Origin of the sequence: Pseudomonas lalkuanensis, assembly GCF_008807375.1 — a bacterium.
Lineage (GTDB): Bacteria > Pseudomonadota > Gammaproteobacteria > Pseudomonadales > Pseudomonadaceae > Metapseudomonas > Metapseudomonas lalkuanensis.
Genome location: NZ_CP043311.1, coordinates 3,294,224 through 3,309,444, shown reverse-complemented (window position 1 = coordinate 3,309,444; position 15,221 = coordinate 3,294,224). Strand labels below are relative to the sequence as shown.

Sequence of the window (15,221 nt, the reverse complement as noted above, 5' to 3'; positions counted from 1 at the left end):
GCGGGCCTCAGTACTTGATGCAGTGGAGCAGGGCGACGTTGCGCGGGCGGGTTTCGTGGCCGCCGTTGGCATTCACGGTGATGGCGTGGCTGTGGGCGCCGGCGGCGATGGCGGTACCGCCGACGTCGTGGGCGTGGGCCATCGGGCTGTTGGTGAAGCGCAAAGCATAGGGGCCGGAGATGGAGTGGCCATCGACCATCACGCCAGCGGCAGACTCGCCGAGAGTTGGGATGCCTATCGCAGCGGCAGCCCCTCCCGCCACCTGTCGGACCTGGCTCAGGTATGAGGTACTGACGCCTGCGGCGGAACCGCTGATGGTGTGGGCGTGGGCTCCGTCGATGGCAGCCGTCGCGGTGTGGCCATGGCTACCGAGCATGGGGGCCTGGATGCTGCCGAGTGCCCGGTTAGTGTCCAGTCCGCGGGCGTCGTCCCAGCCGCGAATGAATTCGCCGCGCAAGTCCGGCAGATTGAAGGTGGATTTGCCATCGCCCTCGCCATAGAAGGTGCCGATGGCCGCGAAAAGGCGGGCGTAGGTTGCGCGGCTCACCGCCGCACCGTTTGCCTTGAGCCAGCCGGCGGGCGGCAGGGCTCCGGCAAAGGCCGCGACCTGGCCTGGCGCGCCGGTGAACAGGTGGCTATTGCCCTCATGGACCAGTTCGTAGGCGCGGGCGCCCATGGACCAGCCGCCGATCTTGAGCTTGTTGTCGACGTCCAGGCCCAGGAACAGGGCGTAGTTGCCTACCCGGTGAAAGGCCATGAATGCTGCTGCATCGGCGACGCCGCGAAGCTCAAAGCCGACGAAATCTCGGTTGTAGGCCTGACCCACCGGACCTTCGGATAGCCGGGGGATGATGGTGCCACTGAACACTCCGCCGGCGCGCGGAAAGGCATCGGTAATGCCATAGCCTGCCAATGTGCTGGGTTTGCCAGTGATCTGGCCCCAGGCATGGGTGTGGTCAGCTGGTGGAAAGGTTGACGGCTTGCCGGGCAGCCCCGACCAGGTGAAAGCGCCGGCAGCCAGCGCGTCGGTGATGCCATAGCCCGCCAGTGTGGTGGGTTTGGCTGTGATCTGGTTCCAGGCATGGGTATGGCTGGCGGGCGGATAGGCCGATGGTTTGCCAGGGAGGCTTGCCCAGGTGAACGAGCCGGACGGTAGAGCGTCGGTGATGCCGTAGCCGGCCAGCGTGGTGGGCTTGCCACTGGTGATCTTGGCCCAGGGCAAGCCGGGCAGATCATCCACCTGCAGGCCACGGCCGCCGATGGCGAGGCCTTTGGCGTTGAATCTGGCCACTGCGTATGTGGCAGGTTTTATGCCGCTATCTGCCAGTGTCAGGGAGATGGCCACGTCGGTGCTGCCATCGAAACTGACCTCACCGCTGGCATCTCCCTCGAAGCGGAACTTGCGTGCGCTTGCCAACCGTGTGGCCTTGGCGACCACTTGCGCGCCCTTGATGACCTGTTCGATGGCCTGGCGGAGCCATTGGGTGCGGTTGCCCAGCTGGCGTGCCTGCCGGTTGGAAATGCCTTCCACGCCGCCGACTACTGGGTCGGTGCGTTCGATCTGATAGATGCCTTCCTCGAAGTCAGGCTGTTCGGGCAGGTGTGCCATTACGCGACTCCATGGGAGTAGGTGTTGTCGTAGCGGTTCTCGCCGTCGTAGCGGTGCGAGGCGCGTTCGTAGTTCAGGGCCAGCAGCTCGCAGCGGGCGGGGGCGACCTGGGCCAGCACGCGGCGCACTTCGGCTGCCTGCTGCAGGGTGATCGGTTGCCGGAGCAGCACGCTGTACACGGCCCAGTGCTCGTCCAGGCCGTAGAAATGCAGCTCGTTGTGGGCCTTGCCGCCGTCGTAGTAACCGGCTGCGACGCCTTCGACGATGAGGAATCCGTCGGCGCCGAAGATGGCTTCCAGCGCCCGCCGCACGGCTCCGCGCGTGCCCTTGCGGCGATGCACGCGGACGCTGTCGGCGATCACCCGGCGCTTCACGTCTTCACCCCAGTCGGGGTTCCACTCGTCCACCGACAGCTCCCAGGCGAGGAAGGGCAGCAACGGGGCCGGGCAGGTAGCCGGATTGCGGAGGTGCCGAATGGCTACCGGCAGCTCGCTGATGTGTCGTTGCCCGTCAGCCAGCCGATGTTCCAGGGCGGTGCTGTTGGGCGGCAGCAGTTCAGACATCGAGGCCTCCGAAGTCGAGCTGGATGTGAGTGCAGTAGGCGGCCTGTTCTTCGTCGATGCGGATGTCGGCTGCGGGCTCGATGAGGTTCACGTTGTGGACGCCTGGCTGGTGCAGGGCTGCGAACAGGCCGGATCTCGTGATGTCGTGTCCCAGGCGGTGGTGCTCGTTCACGTAGGCGCGCACAGCGGCGTCAGCAGCTGCTGTGACCAGCGACAGATCCGGCCCGTTGTAGAAGGTGAGGGTGGCCTTGACCTGGTACTCCACGATTTCTGCGGCGACGACCTCGACCGAGTCGCAGAGGGGGCGCACATCCTCATCACTGAGGTGCGCGTACACCCGCGCCAGAACGGCCTGTGCTGGCAGCCCCTTGCCTTCGGTGCCCAGTACGGTGACGCGAACAACGCCCGCCCGGGGCGTGGTCACGGCAACATCCTTCACCTGCGGCGAAGCGCTTAGCGCGTGGAAGCTGTAAGCGCCACGAGGCCCTGCGGTGCTGAAGCCTTCAAGGGCCAGCTGGATGCGCTGTCGGTAGCGCGTATCCGACTCCCACTCTGCCGGGATCGGCGGCCGCGCTGTTGGGTCGCCCGGGCTGACTTGCAACCGCGTCACATCCAGGAAGGCGCCCAGGTGCTCCAGGTCGTTGCCTTGGGCGAAGGCGAGCATCACTGCGCGGCAGGCATCGTTGATACGCTGGCGCAGGAGCAGCTCGCGGTAGGCGCTCTCCTGCAGGAGCTTGTTGAGCGGGTCGGATTCCAGGGCAAGGCGGGTGGCTATGGCGCTGCGCTCGTGCTCCGGCCATAGGCCGAGCATGTGGGCCTTGCGCTCTTCCAGGATCTGCTCGAAGTCCAGGGCCTCGATCACATCCGGCGGTGGCAGACGGGAGAGGTCGATGGGGTTCAGCAGCGTGCTCATGCAATGCCCCCAAAGCGCAGGGGCACCTGCATGTTCAGTGGCTCGTTGGTATCTACGCGGGTGCCCTCAACATCCAGCACGGCGCGGCCTTGTGCGCTGCCCTGGGCCAGTTGAACGCGGCTCAGGCGCACCCGTGGTTCCCAGCGCATCAGCGCCAGGGCGGTGGCGGCGTAGGCGCGCAGGCGGGTGTGGTCGTTGAGTGGCTGATCGATCAGCTCGAAGAGCTGGCTGCCGTATTCGCGGCGCATCACGCGGGAGCCAACCGGGGTCGTGAGGATGTCTTCGATGGACTGGCGCAAGTGGCCCAGCTCGTCCAGGGCAATGCCGGTGTGCCGGTTCATAGCGGCGGACTCGTAGGCGCGCCGAGGTTGCCCAGGTGCAGGTGCTTCAACAGGCTCTTGTTGGCGCCGATCACGTCCACGTTGGCCGTGGCGGTGCCGTCGATCTTCGCATCGCCGGACACCTTGAGCATGCCGTTCACCGTCACATCGCCCTCGATGGTCACGCCACCGGAGGCTTCCAGCACGACAGTGGCGCCACCCGGCAGGGTGGCGGTGAGGGCGCTGCTGCCGTGGTCGTAGTCGATGATGGCGCCGTCCGGGTACTGGCGACGGTGCAGGCTGGCGCTCTTTTCCGGGGCGGGGTTGGCTTCGCTGTAGAGGCCGACCAGGACCAGGGCCTGGGTGGTCTCGCCGCTGGGGCTGAACAGCACGCACTGCTCGCCCACGGTGGGCGGGTTCCAGTCCAGCGTGGTGCCGGCGCGCAGGGCGACCCAGGGTAACCAGGTGGTGAGCAGGCGACCGCTCTTCACCCGACAACGGGCGGCGGCGTGGTCCACCTCGGCGATGGTGCCGAGGCGGATCAGGTTATCGAGGCGGCGGGTGAGTTCGGCGAGGCTGTCCATGCGCCGATGGTGGGGGAGGGTCGCGCGGGGTGCATGGGATTAAGTTTGTAGTGCAGGCGACTACAAGGTCCAAAGACTCAAGTGCAACTCTGAATCCCTACTACCAATTCAATAGCTGTCTCACCCGCTTTGTCGTACATTTTTTGTTCAGGATCATCCGTTGCAGCGACTGCGACAGTGGTTTGAAGATATTGACGAGCTATGGCCTTCAGCTCGTCGTTCGACGAGACGACTGGAGCCATTCCGAGCAACGCATTCGTATACTCAGCACGAACAGCGTCCACACTCGTTATCACCTTATCTATGAAGTGATTTGCCGCACTCTGCGCAGCCGGGTCGCTCGAACGTTTGGCTAAGGAAAGCGTAAGGTCATCCATGGCATTAACCTTTCCTTGTATGCACGATAGCTTTTTTAATGCGGTCACATAGATCTGCGTTTGTTCGGAGAATCTGTACCGGGTCGAGTTTGTAAGCCCGAGTGCAGCCAGGCCTGCCCCAGAGTTCATGAGCCCCGTCTGGTCTGCGAGTCCGCCAATGACCGCGGCCAATCCACCATAAGTGGTCGCTCCTGTTGACTCCCAATTAAGTTTACTGCGCTCCAGCGCTTGCTGATAAATCCTGTCGCGATACTTCCCTAGCTCTCGCTGCAGGTCGAAGACGCTGCGGTTACCAGCCTTTGTGGCTACTGCCCATTGATCATTGAACGAGATCAACTCGTCTTTCGTCGGAAAGGGCGCCCAGCTTTCATTTACCGTGGCGCAACCGCTTAACGCTAGCAGCAATCCCAAGGAGGTCAATAGATGCTTTTTCATGGGCTAATCCTTAGCTGAAAAGTGAGGGCACGTTGCCATCATCGTCATGGTAGCAGCTATAGTGAAATCTGCCCGCCAAATGCGGAGCGTGGGTTAGTCGGTCGACGTCTTGCAGTTCAGGAAAGACTAAAAAGTCAATGTTAATCACTCCATGGAAACAGAGCGATGAAGAACTCTAGGAAAATTATTCAGAACTCTCTGGCTTTTGCAGCTTCGCTGTTTGGATTATTTATTGGAAATGCCTCGGCCGAAGAACGGCAAAACGCGGCTCCAATCGTAGAGTTTGAGCTTGCGTCGGAAGTTCTTGCTCAGTCCGAGATTCAGCTTGCAAATGGCATTGTTGTTAGGGCAGCAGACTGGCCCGCACTCATAATTGCAAGATTTTCGAACCAAAATGGAGGGGGGCGGATATCTAGCTGCACGGCATCCTTGATCGGGCCAAATGTGGTTTTAACAGCTGCCCATTGCGTTGATCCACAAGTTGAGAATGGTAAGCCTTTACTTGCATCCTTGAGGATTGGAAATCGTACTCTTAAAATGAATTGCGACATGCATCCTGACTACTCTAAAGAACCTTTGATGGGGCTCTCTCCTCGTAGTAGTGAAGATTTTGCGTTGTGTATTTTGGATGACGGTGGGGAACGTCCTCAGCAGCTCAAAACAATGAAGTACGAAGTTGTAGATGATGACGGGGTGCTGGTTCACGGCAGTAAGGTGGTAATGACTGGATATGGTTGTAAAGATTTGAGGGTCGTGAATGGAATGCCCAAGGCAGGCCAGTGGGATGGCTATCTAAGGATAGGTGACGGGGTCATTGATAAGCCGGCAGGGTCGTCGCCAGGACGAGCTTCCTACGTCACAATAAAATCAGTTGCAGGTGTTGAACCAGCATTATGTCCTGGGGACTCTGGTGGCCCGTTATTGTCCGGCATCACCGCGCAGGATACAGACAATGTTCGAAGAATTAGAGGTGTTAATTCAAGTATAGCTGCCGTTGAGGGGGTATTTATTTCACGAATTTCAGCCACTGGAACCGATGCTTTCCGCTCATGGGCGCAAGATTGGTTGTCAAGGAATGAAAGATTTAAACCGGAGGCGTGTGGAATTAACTTTGAGGCAGGGGAAAGACAATGCAGATTCTAGATCGTAGTATTGCATTGGGAATATTATTGACTTCTGGTTATGGCATGGCTGCCTCTGGGGATGATGAGAAAATACTGACGGTTCGGGCTGTCAGTGAGCCCTCGCCAGAGATCGCACAATTGATCGATAAAATCGCGCAGCCCGTCATCGTTCGAGTTGCGTCAGGTGTAACTTTTAGGGAGTTAATTGTTCGACAGTGTGGTGGCGTCACAGAGTCTTATATTGAGTTAATAAAAGATAAGCCTGAATTCAAAAAATCTGGTCTTGATGGCCCTCTTGAAGAGGGTGAGATACCGCTTCCGGCATGCCTGTATTACTTTAAGCCCTTCGATGCGGCGCGGGTTACGGTGCGCACTGGAGACACTGCGTACGGTTTGTACCGAATGAAGACTGGCGGCGGAGGCACTGAATCAGAGTTGGTAGAGTTTTTTGGGGAACCTATTGAAGACCTCAGTAAGTTGAAGCCGGGGAAAGAGCTTCCAATTGCTGCAGTGTCACTACCAGTTTCATTGCCTATACGGCCCGGTAGTGAAGCACTGATTGAGGAGTTTCGCCGAATCGACCCGCAGGGGTTGACGGTTCGTGAAGCTCGCAGTGTTGAAGGGGAAATAGTGATGGGAATGTCAACTGGAGAAATAGCGGCCAGCGATGACTGCGAAACTCCATCTGCACCCATGAATGCCAAAGCCGTCTATGAAGCTTACAGGTTTTCTAAAGAGCTTTCGGAGGACGAAGATATCAATGTCGACGGCGGGCGAGCAAATATTGCAATCGTTGATAATGGTTTCTTCGGTGCTCTTTCTAATACTCCTGCAGATAAGGCTTTCGATGGAAGTCCTTTCCGTAGAAAATATTTCAAGGCTGACTCTGAATATACTTTAGCTCAGGTGATTAGACTCGATAAGGTTCTTCAGCCAATTAATTACAGTTATGGCCTAAAGCCCGATTTAGAAAGTGGGCACGGAACTCATGTTACTGGTATTGTACTCGGTGGGCCAGATCTAGAGCCGTACTTTGATCGGATGCGATCAGAGCCATGGGCGTCTATTGCAATTATAAATATTGGTCTGGGGGCCAGGAGTTTGATTAAGGGCTCTCACGAGCTATTGCTTGCGCAGTTGCGTGATGATAATCGCTATCGGGTGGTAAATCTATCAATTACGCACGATGGATTGCTGGATCGCAATGTGAGAAATAACTACCAAAATCTATTTTCTCTTGCCGAGAACACATTGTTTGTTGTGGCGGCAGGTAATGATGTAGGTAAAGATGTGGTGGACAAGGCGATTATACCTGCGGCGCTGGGTGGGGCAGGTGTTCCAAATGTAATTACCGTTGCGGCTATAGATGGAAAGCATAAACTGACGAAGTTTAGTAACGTCGGTCAAAATGCTGTTGATATGGCGGCTCCCGGTTGTGAAGTTAGATCTTGGATATCTAATTCTAAAGAAATTGTTGCAATGAGTGGGACTTCTCAGGCAACTCCGGCTGTAACGAATGAGGCGGCGTTGCAGTTGTCGCTCGCGATTAATGCAAAGGCGGCTACTCTCAAGAATAGAGCTATATCTAGCGGTGACCTACTGCCTGAGAGTGAAAGGGGGAAGACTGTATATGAAGTATCAGCTAATCCCGTGCGCTCACTATTTTTGTTTAAAGACTATCTGGATGTCCAAGATGGTGATTCCGTTCGATCTCTATTGGGTGAAATAGTTAACATGCCTCCTCTTACCTGTTTGGTTGCTCACGGTAAGGCCAGGAAGAAAGTCGAAGATATGTTTTCTATTAAGCGGGCGGAGGGGAAGAGCTATTTCTTTGGCGGAATGGGGATCGGGAGGATACAACCACCTTGCCTAGTTGTGGATGAAGGGCAGGCGGGAATTTCATTTGTTGCTACACATGAAGTTTTATCTACTGGGGAGGTGGTAAAAATGGGGACCCCCCTTGAGAAAGTATGGCCGGTTGAAAGGGTGATTAATTTTGTTGCTCGTACACCTATTGATGAGCTTCGATGAATAGCTTGTTTGAGAGGTCGAGTTGAGTTGGATGGAGGTTGGGCAGATTTAGATTTACGCTTCTGTCAAACTATGGCCTCGGTCAGTCTAACTTAAGGGGGTATCTTTAGCTTTCAATTACCTCAGTTATTACCTCAGCGGTGATAACTGAGGTGGTCGCCGTAAAGGCGTTCGGCGCGTGCGGCGCGGAGGAGTTTCAAGAGCATTTCCAGGGCGCCGTCGATGCTGGTGAGGTTGAAGTAGGTTTCCCGCAGCTGTTCCAGCTCTTCCAGCAGGTAACCCATGTGGTTGGGAAAAGCGAACATTGCAAAGGTTAAAGTGGAAATTCCCCATTACCGAGGAAAAATCAATTTTTCCCCTCTTTTCACACATGGCTCTGGCAGGTAATTTTCCGGTTTTGGCGCTCCGGCGGTTTTTCACATCAGACATTGGAAGTTGCGTGACGGTGATCTATGAGCAAGTGGGTACGGTGGGTAGGTTTTGCGTTGATTGCTGTCGGGGGGCTGCTGCTTTCACCCGTTGTGGATTTCATCCCTGTGGATCTGCTCATCTGGGCGGAGAATCTGTTTTCGGCGGAACCCCCGGCCGAGCACGCGTTCTTGCGTGCTGTGCCGAGCCAAGAAATACCAGTCGTTGAGCTCACCCTCATGGGCCTTGGCCTGGCAATCGTCGCAACTACCCTGCGCTTCGGACCGAAGAAGTGAACTCCAGCCGTCCGTGACCTCAACGGTTTCGATCTTCGAAACGGTTGCGGAGCGCGAAATTACCTCTGTGCCGACAACCATGGTGATCATCACCACGGTTGGGGAGGTTCAGCAGTTAAGAGCCCGTGCGAGGGATCAGGCACTGGCTGCAGTTGTGGTGATGTTCACCACAACTGAAGGGATTAGGGATCTCAAGCTCGTTCGAAAACCCAGCATTTGATGCTTTTGCGGGTAAGCCGGCTGTTGACGGTAGCGTGGCGAAGAAAGCGTGGGGAGTCGCTGCTGCGCATGGCGTCAGTCAGGGCCCGGGTGATGTGAAGCGTGCTGCCGTGTTGCTGTAGAGCCGTAGCCAGTTGGGACAGGTTGATAGCAACGAGCTGTGGGTCGCGAGAATGGTTATACGGCACCTGCAACTTGTCGAGCTGTACCAGGGCATCCCAGAGCGTGCTTAGTATGTCCGGTACAGCCGGAGCGGCGCGACCGAGGCTGTCCAGTTCGGGCGTCGGCAGGCCCATGGCGCGGGAGACTTCGTCGAGCTGCTGGTGAATGACTCCGCGCAATGCCTTGTCGCGAGTGCGGTGGAGTTCCTTGGCCAGGGCTAGACGGTGGCGGGAGAGGGCGATGCGCTGGGTGACGGCGGTAGAGCCGGGGCGTTGGGCGATGCCTTGGGTCCAGTACGCCCAGAGTGCGTCGTCGCATTCTTCCTGGTAGCGGATGACCTTGTCGCGCAGCTCGGGCTTCACCTTGTTCGGGCTGATGGAGTAGAGCCAGGCTGGGAGCTTGCGCAAGGGCATGCACGTCATGCTGTGCATCTTGCCATCATCGGCAACTGTTTCGATTTCCGAAACGGTTGAACTGAACCGCTCCATGAGCTTCACGTACTGAGCAGCCCAAACCAGCCCCATGTTGGTGACGATGGGCTTCATCGCCACGAATGGCTCGTTGTCCTGACCGACCAGGACAACAGTGTCTTCATAGAAAGGAACGGGGATCAGCTGTTGTGCGTTGTTCATTGCAGCACTCCTTGCAGAGGATCTATCCCAACCATCACCAAATTGGTGACGGTTGGGCTGTAGTGGTCCAGCCCTAGATAATCCCCTCCATCTCATTCAACGCCCGATACAGCTTCCCGCGTAGCGGCTCCATGAGGCAGTGGAGGTGGTCGCCATAGAGGCGTTCGGCGTGGGCGGCGCGGAGGAGTTGCAGGAGCATTTCCAGGGCGCCGTCGATGCTGGTGAGGTGGAAGTAGGTTTCCCGCAGCTGCTCGAGCTCGTCCAGCAGGTGGCCGAGGTGATTGAGCTTGGTGTCGAAGTTGTTGGCCTTGAGCAGGGCGCTGTCGGCGCCGCGCAGCAGGCTGAAGTGGGCGTGGAGGTCGCGAAGCTGATCGAGGGCGTTCACTGCCATGGTGGAGCTCCTGAGAGAGTTGGGAGTTCCTGCCACCACCTCTGCCAAGAAGTGGCGGGTAGGACCGTGAGGGTTGGCAGACCAGTCTCAGGCTCTGGCGGGGCCGAAGCCCCCCACACACGGCCTACCCATATAACCGGCGTAGCCATGCCGGGGACACAAAAAACGCCCTGTAAGGGCGGTATGTCCGCCTGAGATTAATTGGGCTGCCAAGCCCAGCCTGCTGCTTACGCAGCAATGGCGGCACCGTACGGGCGGGGCGCGAAGGCTAGCAACCTGAGTCGGGCGTTGAAATTTCCGATGAACTCGGCGACGTGTAGGACTTGGCCGTTGGCTGCAGGGCTCAGCCCGCTTTCAGATGCGCGTAGATAGTTTTCAGCAGGGTGGCGTAGGCGTACGCCGTGACGAGCGTGAGGAACGCAACCGCAATGCCCAAACCCGTATCCGTCTGCGTCAGGTAATCGAGGTTCCTGGAAAAGAAACCGTCGGGCCGAGCACTGAACTCCTCCCAGGCAGGACGACTCAACATCATCAGGCTCAACCCATGGAAGACCAGGCAGCCGATGACCAAGCCCATGTAATTCCAGGCCTTACGCTCCAGAAGGTAGTTCTGCCTCATCTGCTCGGCGGGAATCGAAAAGATGAAGTAGACGAACCCACCCCATGACAGGACCAGGGCGCTGGCCAATGTGATGGCCGAACGTACCGGCACCTCGCGCTCCTGCGCAATCCGTACGATCTTCTGCGCCATCCCAGACGAAAACCATGAGACGGCATCCTGGATGGCATTCAACGAAATGCCCGGAAAGTCCACCAGGGAAACGATGGCAACGATGGCCAGCGCTACATAGACGTACTTCTCGCCGAAGCGGGTATCGATCAGTCCCCGCCTCCTGGTTCGAACTTGCATACGGTCTCCTGAAGTCCCTTGCAGTCTTCGCGGATTTCGCCGCACCACCGGGTGGCGCTTTGCAAGCGTAGCTCTTGGGGAATGAACCCACGCGCACCGAAATTGTTTATGCCAAATGCGCCAGCAGCTGATCTCGAATGCGCTGGAGATCTCCCTCACTGAACCCCAACAACTCCCGCTGGCTGTACTGCACCTCGGCTGCCCGCCGGCCGGGGCGGTCGCGCAGGCCGTATTGGTGAATGCGGGCGAGGCGCGCGGTGCGGCCGAGGAAGCCGATGGCGATGCGCTCGGCGGTGCTCTGCAGCTTGAGGTGCCGCGCAGTGCGCAGCTTGGTGAACATCTTGCGGCGGATGCGGCCGGCCTTGCTGCGCAGCTTGCGGGGTTTGCGCGGGGTGTAGGCGCTGCCGTCCGGGTTGCGTTGGCTGGCGATGCGTTGCTGCTGGCTGCGGCGCAGGTCGCGGGCGATGGTCTGGGTGAGGCGCCGGCGCTCGCTGGGGCCGAGTTTGACCAGGAGGGCGCCGGCCCAGTCTTCCAGGGCCTGGAGGTTAGCGGACACGGATAGGCCCCGGGTGCGGTGTTTCCAGGTCTACGCCGGTGGGTGCTGCGCTGGTCCAGGCGGCGAGCAGGGTGGCGCCGTCGTAGAGGGCATAGCGCGCTTCGGGCAGGTGCGGGGTGAGCTGGGGTTCCTCTGGGTGGTCCAGCTCCAGACGGCCATCGGCTTGCTGGTGGACGATGACTCGCTCGGTGAGGGGCAGGGTGATGGAGAGGTCCACCTTGCTGTTGTCGAGGCGATCGGCTTCGAAGGCGATCGCCTCTTTCCCCTTATCGAAGTTGGCCAAGAGCTCCGGCTGGTGGACGCGCAGCCAGGCCAGCAGGGGCACGGCAATGGCGTCGGCGTGGCCGGCGTAGTCGGTGAAGATGAGGTTGAGGCTGTAGCTGTATTCGAAGGAGAAGCCGGCTGCTGCCGTGCTGCGGATCTTGCCGTTGTCGATGAACAGCAGCAGGCGCTCCGGGTTGTGGGTGAGTTCCGGGATGCTGGCCAGCAGGTGCGTGCGCAGGGATTCGGGCTTGTTCATGGCTGTGGCTCCTGCTGGGTGGCGTAGACGGCGTCTACCTGGGCGGCGCATTCGGCCCAGGCGGCCTCGAGGCGGTCCAGGTCGGTGAGCAGGTCGCCGCTACGGGTTGGGGTTGTTGCTGGAAGGGTGCAGGGCAGTACTGCCGGACAGCCACTGATGGTAAGCGGCCGCTCCGGTGAGGGCGGGGCGCTGGCGCAGCCGGTGAGCAGGAGGAGGCAGAGGCTGGTCAGCCCATTGCTGCAGGTCGCGGTTTTCACGTTTTAGGTTCTCGATGGTGCGTTCGCGGTCTGCCAGGCCTTGTTGCAGGCGGGCCTGGAGCTGGCGAAGGTCGGTTTGCGCGCGGCGCTCGCGCTGCAGGTGGCTTTCCAGCGTGGCGATGGTGAGTTGCTGGCGTTCGCCGCGCTGCTCGGCCTGTTGCTGGCCCTGGATGGCCAGACGGGTTTCGCTTTCCGCCCTGGCCAGCCGCTGTTGCTGTGCCCAGGCGAATAGGCCCAGGGCGGCCAGCAGCGCCAGGCCGTAGAGCACCTGGCGCAGGGCACTCACGCGGCAGCCTCGATGGCTGCCTCAGCATGGCGCTGGTAGGCGCGCTCCAGCTTCACGTCGTAGAGGTTCCGCTGGTACGCCGGGCCGTTGTAGAGCTTGGCGAAGGTGGCACAGCGTTTGCCCTGCAGGGCCTTGAGCAGGGCCGGGTCGGTTTCGATGAAGCGGGCGAAGGCGTCGAATTGCTGGTTTTCGCCGGCCTCCATTTCCGCGACGAAGGCCTGGACGCTGGCATAGCCGAGGCGCTGCCAGTGAAAGCCCATGATCTGGAAGGCGCCCCAGCTGGCGGACTCCAGGGCGCAGGTGTCGTCCAGGAGGCGAGCGTGGGCGAGGCGTTGGTGCTCGGCGGTGCCGCCGGCGTAGCCACCCGGGCGCGGGTTGACCAGGTTGGGGTGGAGTGCCGCCAGTTCGTCGGCGTAGGCCTGTAGGGCGGCTGCATCGTCCTCGTTGCTGCGCGGGGTGCAGAGCTGGCGGTACATGATGTGGCGCTCGAAGAGGATGGCGGGCTTGCCGTTGGCGAGGAAGCCCTGGCCGGCGCTTTCCACTTCGTTCACGGCGTAGATGGCGGCCAGCTCCACGTTCAGGCGCTGGGCCACGGCCAGCAGCATGTTGTGGTGGAGCAGGCGGGCGTTGCCGGTGCCGGCGAGGGTGGCCAGCGTCTTGGGGCCGGCGATGCCATCGGCGACCAGGCCGACGCGGCGCTGGTAGGCGCGTACGGCGGCTTCGGTGGCGTCACCGAAGTGACCATCGACATAGAGCTCGGCGCCGGCGCGGTTGAGTTGCTGCTGCAGCTGGCGCACGGCCTGGCCACGGTGGCCATGGCGGATGAGGGTCATTGCGGATCTCCATTCTGGGTGAGGTGGCGCTTGGCGACGGCGCGCACGCCTTCCACGCCGAGCAGGCCGATGACGCCGCCGAAGAAGGGGGCGGCGCTGGCCGGGATGGCGATGAGTTGCAGGCCCGCGCTGGCCGACAGGGTGATGGCGCCGCAGAGCGGTGCTTCCAGGCCAACCTGTCGCCAGCCCCCGCCGCCGTAGAGCACGCGCAGGGCGGCGATGAAGGTGCCCAGGCAGGCGGCGTAGACGGCGGGCCAGTGTTCTTCGAGCCAGGTGGCGAACCAGGCCCACTGTTCGGGTTTGTCGGGCATGGGGGCTCCTGTGTCAGTCCCAGAGCTGCACCGTGCGGCGCTGGGGCTGCGGTGCCTGGGGCGGGAGGTTGAGGGTGGTACCCAGTGGCAGTACGGCGCCCAGTTCGGCGAGACCCGGGTTGGCCTCGAGCACGGCTTCGGTGACGCCGGCGGTGCGGCCGTAGTGGCGCCAACAGATGGCGTCGAGGGTGTCGCCCTGGCGGGCGATGACCTGGTCCATCAGATGAGTTCCACGGTGGTGCGGGGCAGGCCCAGCAGGTCGCGGATGGCCCAGCGCTGGTCGCGGCGCAGTTCGTCGATGCTGGGGGTGAGGGCGTCGGCCTTGGCGTGGCCATCGGCGCTGCTGTCCAGGGCGCGGTAGCGTTCGGTGAGTTCGGCGCCGGCACCGCAGTAGAGGGCGCGGCAGTAGAGGATGACGAGGCGGCTCTGGCCGTCGACCTGGTCGGCGGGGACGCCTTCGAGGGTGGTGCAGCCGAGGGCCTGGTGGCGGGCCTTGAACCGAGTCAGTTCGCGGTTGGTGTCGAGCATGGCATTGAGGGCGGCGGCCTTGAGGCGGGCGTCGGTGATGGAGGCGTCGAGGCGCAGCACGGCGCGCATGTCTTGGCCGTCGATGTCGGGCCACCAGCTGTCATTTTTGAGGGTGAAGCCGGTGGGTGTGCCGCCGGCGATGAATCCGCTCATGGTCGCTCCTTGGATCGGCGGTGGTCGGGGCCGCACGTTGCTCACTTCGCAATCGCAAGCGTGGATTGGCCCCGAGCCGCCGGGGTTGCGGGGGACCGCTCGGTTAGCTGCCGGTGGCAGCGAGTTTCTTCTGCAGGCGTTCGGCCTGCTCCAGGTCTTTTTTGCCGCCGCAGGCGCTGTGCAGCTCGATGGCGCGCTTGAGCAATTCGATGCCCGCTTTCACCTGCCCGGGGCGGCCCGGCTCCTGCTCGGTGAGGCCGGCGAGGGTGGCGCGGCCCATGGCGAGGTGGAGCTTGGCGCGGACTTCGTCGGGCATGTCCTGGTCGACGGTGAGCAGGGCGGTGCGGTGCAGGGTGGCGAGGTCGAAGTACTCGCCGGTTTTCTGCGCCTTGAGGGCGGCTTCGGCGATTTCTTCGGCCACCAGGCAGCCGGTGGTGCGCTGGAAGCGGTCAGGCATCGGCAGGTTGTGTTCGAGCACGTAGGCGGCGATGTCCAGGGCGCCGCGATACTCGCCGGCGTCGATGTGCCAGACCATGAGAGTGGTGAGGACTTCGTCCTGGGCTCCTTTGCCCGCGGCGAGCACGCCCTGGAGGTAGGGGGCGTACTCGGGCAGCAACTGGCGCTTGAGTTCGGCCTTGCCCTGGTTGGACTGGATCTGCCGCAGGCGCAGGCGGTGCTGGGTGAGCTGGGCCAGTTGCAGTTCGTAGGCGTTGGCGCCTTCCATGCTGTCGTCGCGGTCGACCTGGGAGGCGGCGAGGGCGGCGTTGATGCGCTGGTAGTGGCGGCGGGCCGGGCTGCTCATG

At 60.7% G+C, this 15,221-nt stretch carries 21 protein-coding genes and 1 pseudogene; 3 read left to right on the top strand and 19 right to left on the bottom strand.

Translation table 11 applies throughout. From position 1 onward, the window contains the following. Positions 1-7: 7 nt before the first annotated feature. The 6 genes from FXN65_RS28275 to FXN65_RS15375 form a co-directional block, all read right to left on the bottom strand. On the bottom strand, positions 8-1,609 hold the full coding sequence (locus FXN65_RS28275; RefSeq protein ID WP_244620676.1) for a phage tail protein: 1,602 nt from the start codon (positions 1,607-1,609) through the stop codon (positions 8-10). Next, positions 1,609-2,172 (bottom strand): phage tail protein I, encoded by a 564-nt coding sequence (locus tag FXN65_RS15395; RefSeq protein WP_151134017.1) that lies wholly within the window; start codon positions 2,170-2,172, stop codon positions 1,609-1,611. The genes FXN65_RS28275 and FXN65_RS15395 overlap by 1 nt, the downstream gene beginning before the upstream one ends. Further along, positions 2,165-3,085 carry a baseplate assembly protein gene (locus FXN65_RS15390; RefSeq protein WP_151134016.1) on the bottom strand — a complete coding sequence of 307 codons (921 nt, stop codon included), beginning with the start codon at positions 3,083-3,085 and terminating at the stop codon, positions 2,165-2,167. The genes FXN65_RS15395 and FXN65_RS15390 overlap by 8 nt, the downstream gene beginning before the upstream one ends. Further along, the gene (locus FXN65_RS15385) at positions 3,082-3,426 is read right to left on the bottom strand and encodes a GPW/gp25 family protein (protein WP_151134015.1); all 345 of its coding nucleotides are present in this window, start codon (positions 3,424-3,426) and stop codon (positions 3,082-3,084) included. Before FXN65_RS15385 ends, FXN65_RS15390 begins: the two co-directional genes overlap by 4 nt. Continuing rightward, entirely contained in the window at positions 3,423-3,989 is a 567-nt protein-coding gene (locus FXN65_RS15380; protein WP_151134014.1) for a phage baseplate assembly protein V, read from the bottom strand. The genes FXN65_RS15385 and FXN65_RS15380 overlap by 4 nt, the downstream gene beginning before the upstream one ends. A 77-nt stretch (positions 3,990-4,066) precedes the next feature. Next, positions 4,067-4,801, bottom strand: a complete 735-nt coding sequence (locus FXN65_RS15375; protein WP_151134013.1) for a hypothetical protein — start codon at positions 4,799-4,801, stop codon at positions 4,067-4,069. A gap of 165 nt (positions 4,802-4,966) precedes the next feature. Between FXN65_RS15375 and FXN65_RS15370 the strand changes: the two genes are divergently transcribed. Both FXN65_RS15370 and FXN65_RS15365 read left to right on the top strand, forming a co-directional pair. Then, entirely contained in the window at positions 4,967-5,944 is a 978-nt protein-coding gene (locus FXN65_RS15370; RefSeq protein WP_151134012.1) for a trypsin-like serine protease, read from the top strand. Beyond that, on the top strand, positions 5,932-7,956 hold the full coding sequence (locus FXN65_RS15365; RefSeq protein WP_151134011.1) for a S8 family peptidase: 2,025 nt from the start codon (positions 5,932-5,934) through the stop codon (positions 7,954-7,956). Before FXN65_RS15370 ends, FXN65_RS15365 begins: the two co-directional genes overlap by 13 nt. 134 nt (positions 7,957-8,090) lie before the next feature. Here the strand turns inward: FXN65_RS15365 and FXN65_RS27920 are convergent, their stop codons facing one another. Then, entirely contained in the window at positions 8,091-8,261 is a 171-nt protein-coding gene (locus tag FXN65_RS27920; protein ID WP_178119342.1) for a hypothetical protein, read from the bottom strand. Positions 8,262-8,408: 147 nt separating this feature from the next. Here FXN65_RS27920 and FXN65_RS15360 point away from each other — a divergent pair, with 147 nt between their 5' ends. Next, the gene (locus FXN65_RS15360; protein WP_151134010.1) at positions 8,409-8,660 is read left to right on the top strand and encodes a hypothetical protein; all 252 of its coding nucleotides are present in this window, start codon (positions 8,409-8,411) and stop codon (positions 8,658-8,660) included. A 191-nt stretch (positions 8,661-8,851) separates the two neighbouring features. Here the strand turns inward: FXN65_RS15360 and FXN65_RS15355 are convergent, their stop codons facing one another. From FXN65_RS15355 to FXN65_RS15305, 12 genes and pseudogenes are all read right to left on the bottom strand, one after another. After that, complete coding sequence (locus FXN65_RS15355; protein ID WP_151134009.1) at positions 8,852-9,673, bottom strand: phage antirepressor N-terminal domain-containing protein; 822 nt, start codon at positions 9,671-9,673, stop codon at positions 8,852-8,854. A gap of 73 nt (positions 9,674-9,746) precedes the next feature. Next, positions 9,747-10,064, bottom strand: coding sequence for a DUF1484 family protein (locus FXN65_RS15350; protein WP_151134008.1), 318 nt, complete (start codon positions 10,062-10,064; stop codon positions 9,747-9,749). Positions 10,065-10,407: 343 nt separating this feature from the next. After that, positions 10,408-10,974 (bottom strand): hypothetical protein, encoded by a 567-nt coding sequence (locus FXN65_RS15345; RefSeq protein WP_151134007.1) that lies wholly within the window; start codon positions 10,972-10,974, stop codon positions 10,408-10,410. Between the two features lie 106 nt (positions 10,975-11,080). Next, positions 11,081-11,530: a phage virion morphogenesis protein gene (locus FXN65_RS15340; protein ID WP_151134006.1), complete on the bottom strand. Its 450-nt coding sequence runs from the start codon at positions 11,528-11,530 to the stop codon at positions 11,081-11,083. Continuing rightward, positions 11,520-12,050 (bottom strand): phage tail protein, encoded by a 531-nt coding sequence (locus FXN65_RS15335; RefSeq protein WP_151134005.1) that lies wholly within the window; start codon positions 12,048-12,050, stop codon positions 11,520-11,522. The genes FXN65_RS15340 and FXN65_RS15335 overlap by 11 nt, the downstream gene beginning before the upstream one ends. Next, positions 12,047-12,307: an Rz1-like lysis system protein LysC gene (gene lysC, locus FXN65_RS28270; protein ID WP_394351241.1), complete on the bottom strand. Its 261-nt coding sequence runs from the start codon at positions 12,305-12,307 to the stop codon at positions 12,047-12,049. The genes FXN65_RS15335 and lysC overlap by 4 nt, the downstream gene beginning before the upstream one ends. Continuing rightward, positions 12,231-12,575, bottom strand: a pseudogene (locus FXN65_RS15330) (Rz-like lysis system protein LysB); the annotation flags it as partial. The gene lysC and the pseudogene FXN65_RS15330, both read right to left, overlap by 77 nt. A 14-nt stretch (positions 12,576-12,589) precedes the next feature. Continuing rightward, positions 12,590-13,426: an N-acetylmuramidase domain-containing protein gene (locus FXN65_RS15325; RefSeq protein WP_151134003.1), complete on the bottom strand. Its 837-nt coding sequence runs from the start codon at positions 13,424-13,426 to the stop codon at positions 12,590-12,592. Next, positions 13,423-13,737, bottom strand: a complete 315-nt coding sequence (locus FXN65_RS15320; RefSeq protein ID WP_151134002.1) for a phage holin, lambda family — start codon at positions 13,735-13,737, stop codon at positions 13,423-13,425. The genes FXN65_RS15325 and FXN65_RS15320 overlap by 4 nt, the downstream gene beginning before the upstream one ends. A gap of 13 nt (positions 13,738-13,750) precedes the next feature. Beyond that, positions 13,751-13,957, bottom strand: a complete 207-nt coding sequence (locus FXN65_RS15315) for a tail protein X (protein WP_151134001.1) — start codon at positions 13,955-13,957, stop codon at positions 13,751-13,753. Further along, positions 13,957-14,418: a head completion/stabilization protein gene (locus FXN65_RS15310; protein ID WP_151134000.1), complete on the bottom strand. Its 462-nt coding sequence runs from the start codon at positions 14,416-14,418 to the stop codon at positions 13,957-13,959. Before FXN65_RS15310 ends, FXN65_RS15315 begins: the two co-directional genes overlap by 1 nt. A 103-nt stretch (positions 14,419-14,521) precedes the next feature. Next, positions 14,522-15,220 (bottom strand): phage terminase small subunit, encoded by a 699-nt coding sequence (locus tag FXN65_RS15305; protein WP_151133999.1) that lies wholly within the window; start codon positions 15,218-15,220, stop codon positions 14,522-14,524. Between the last annotated feature and the right edge of the window lies 1 nt (position 15,221).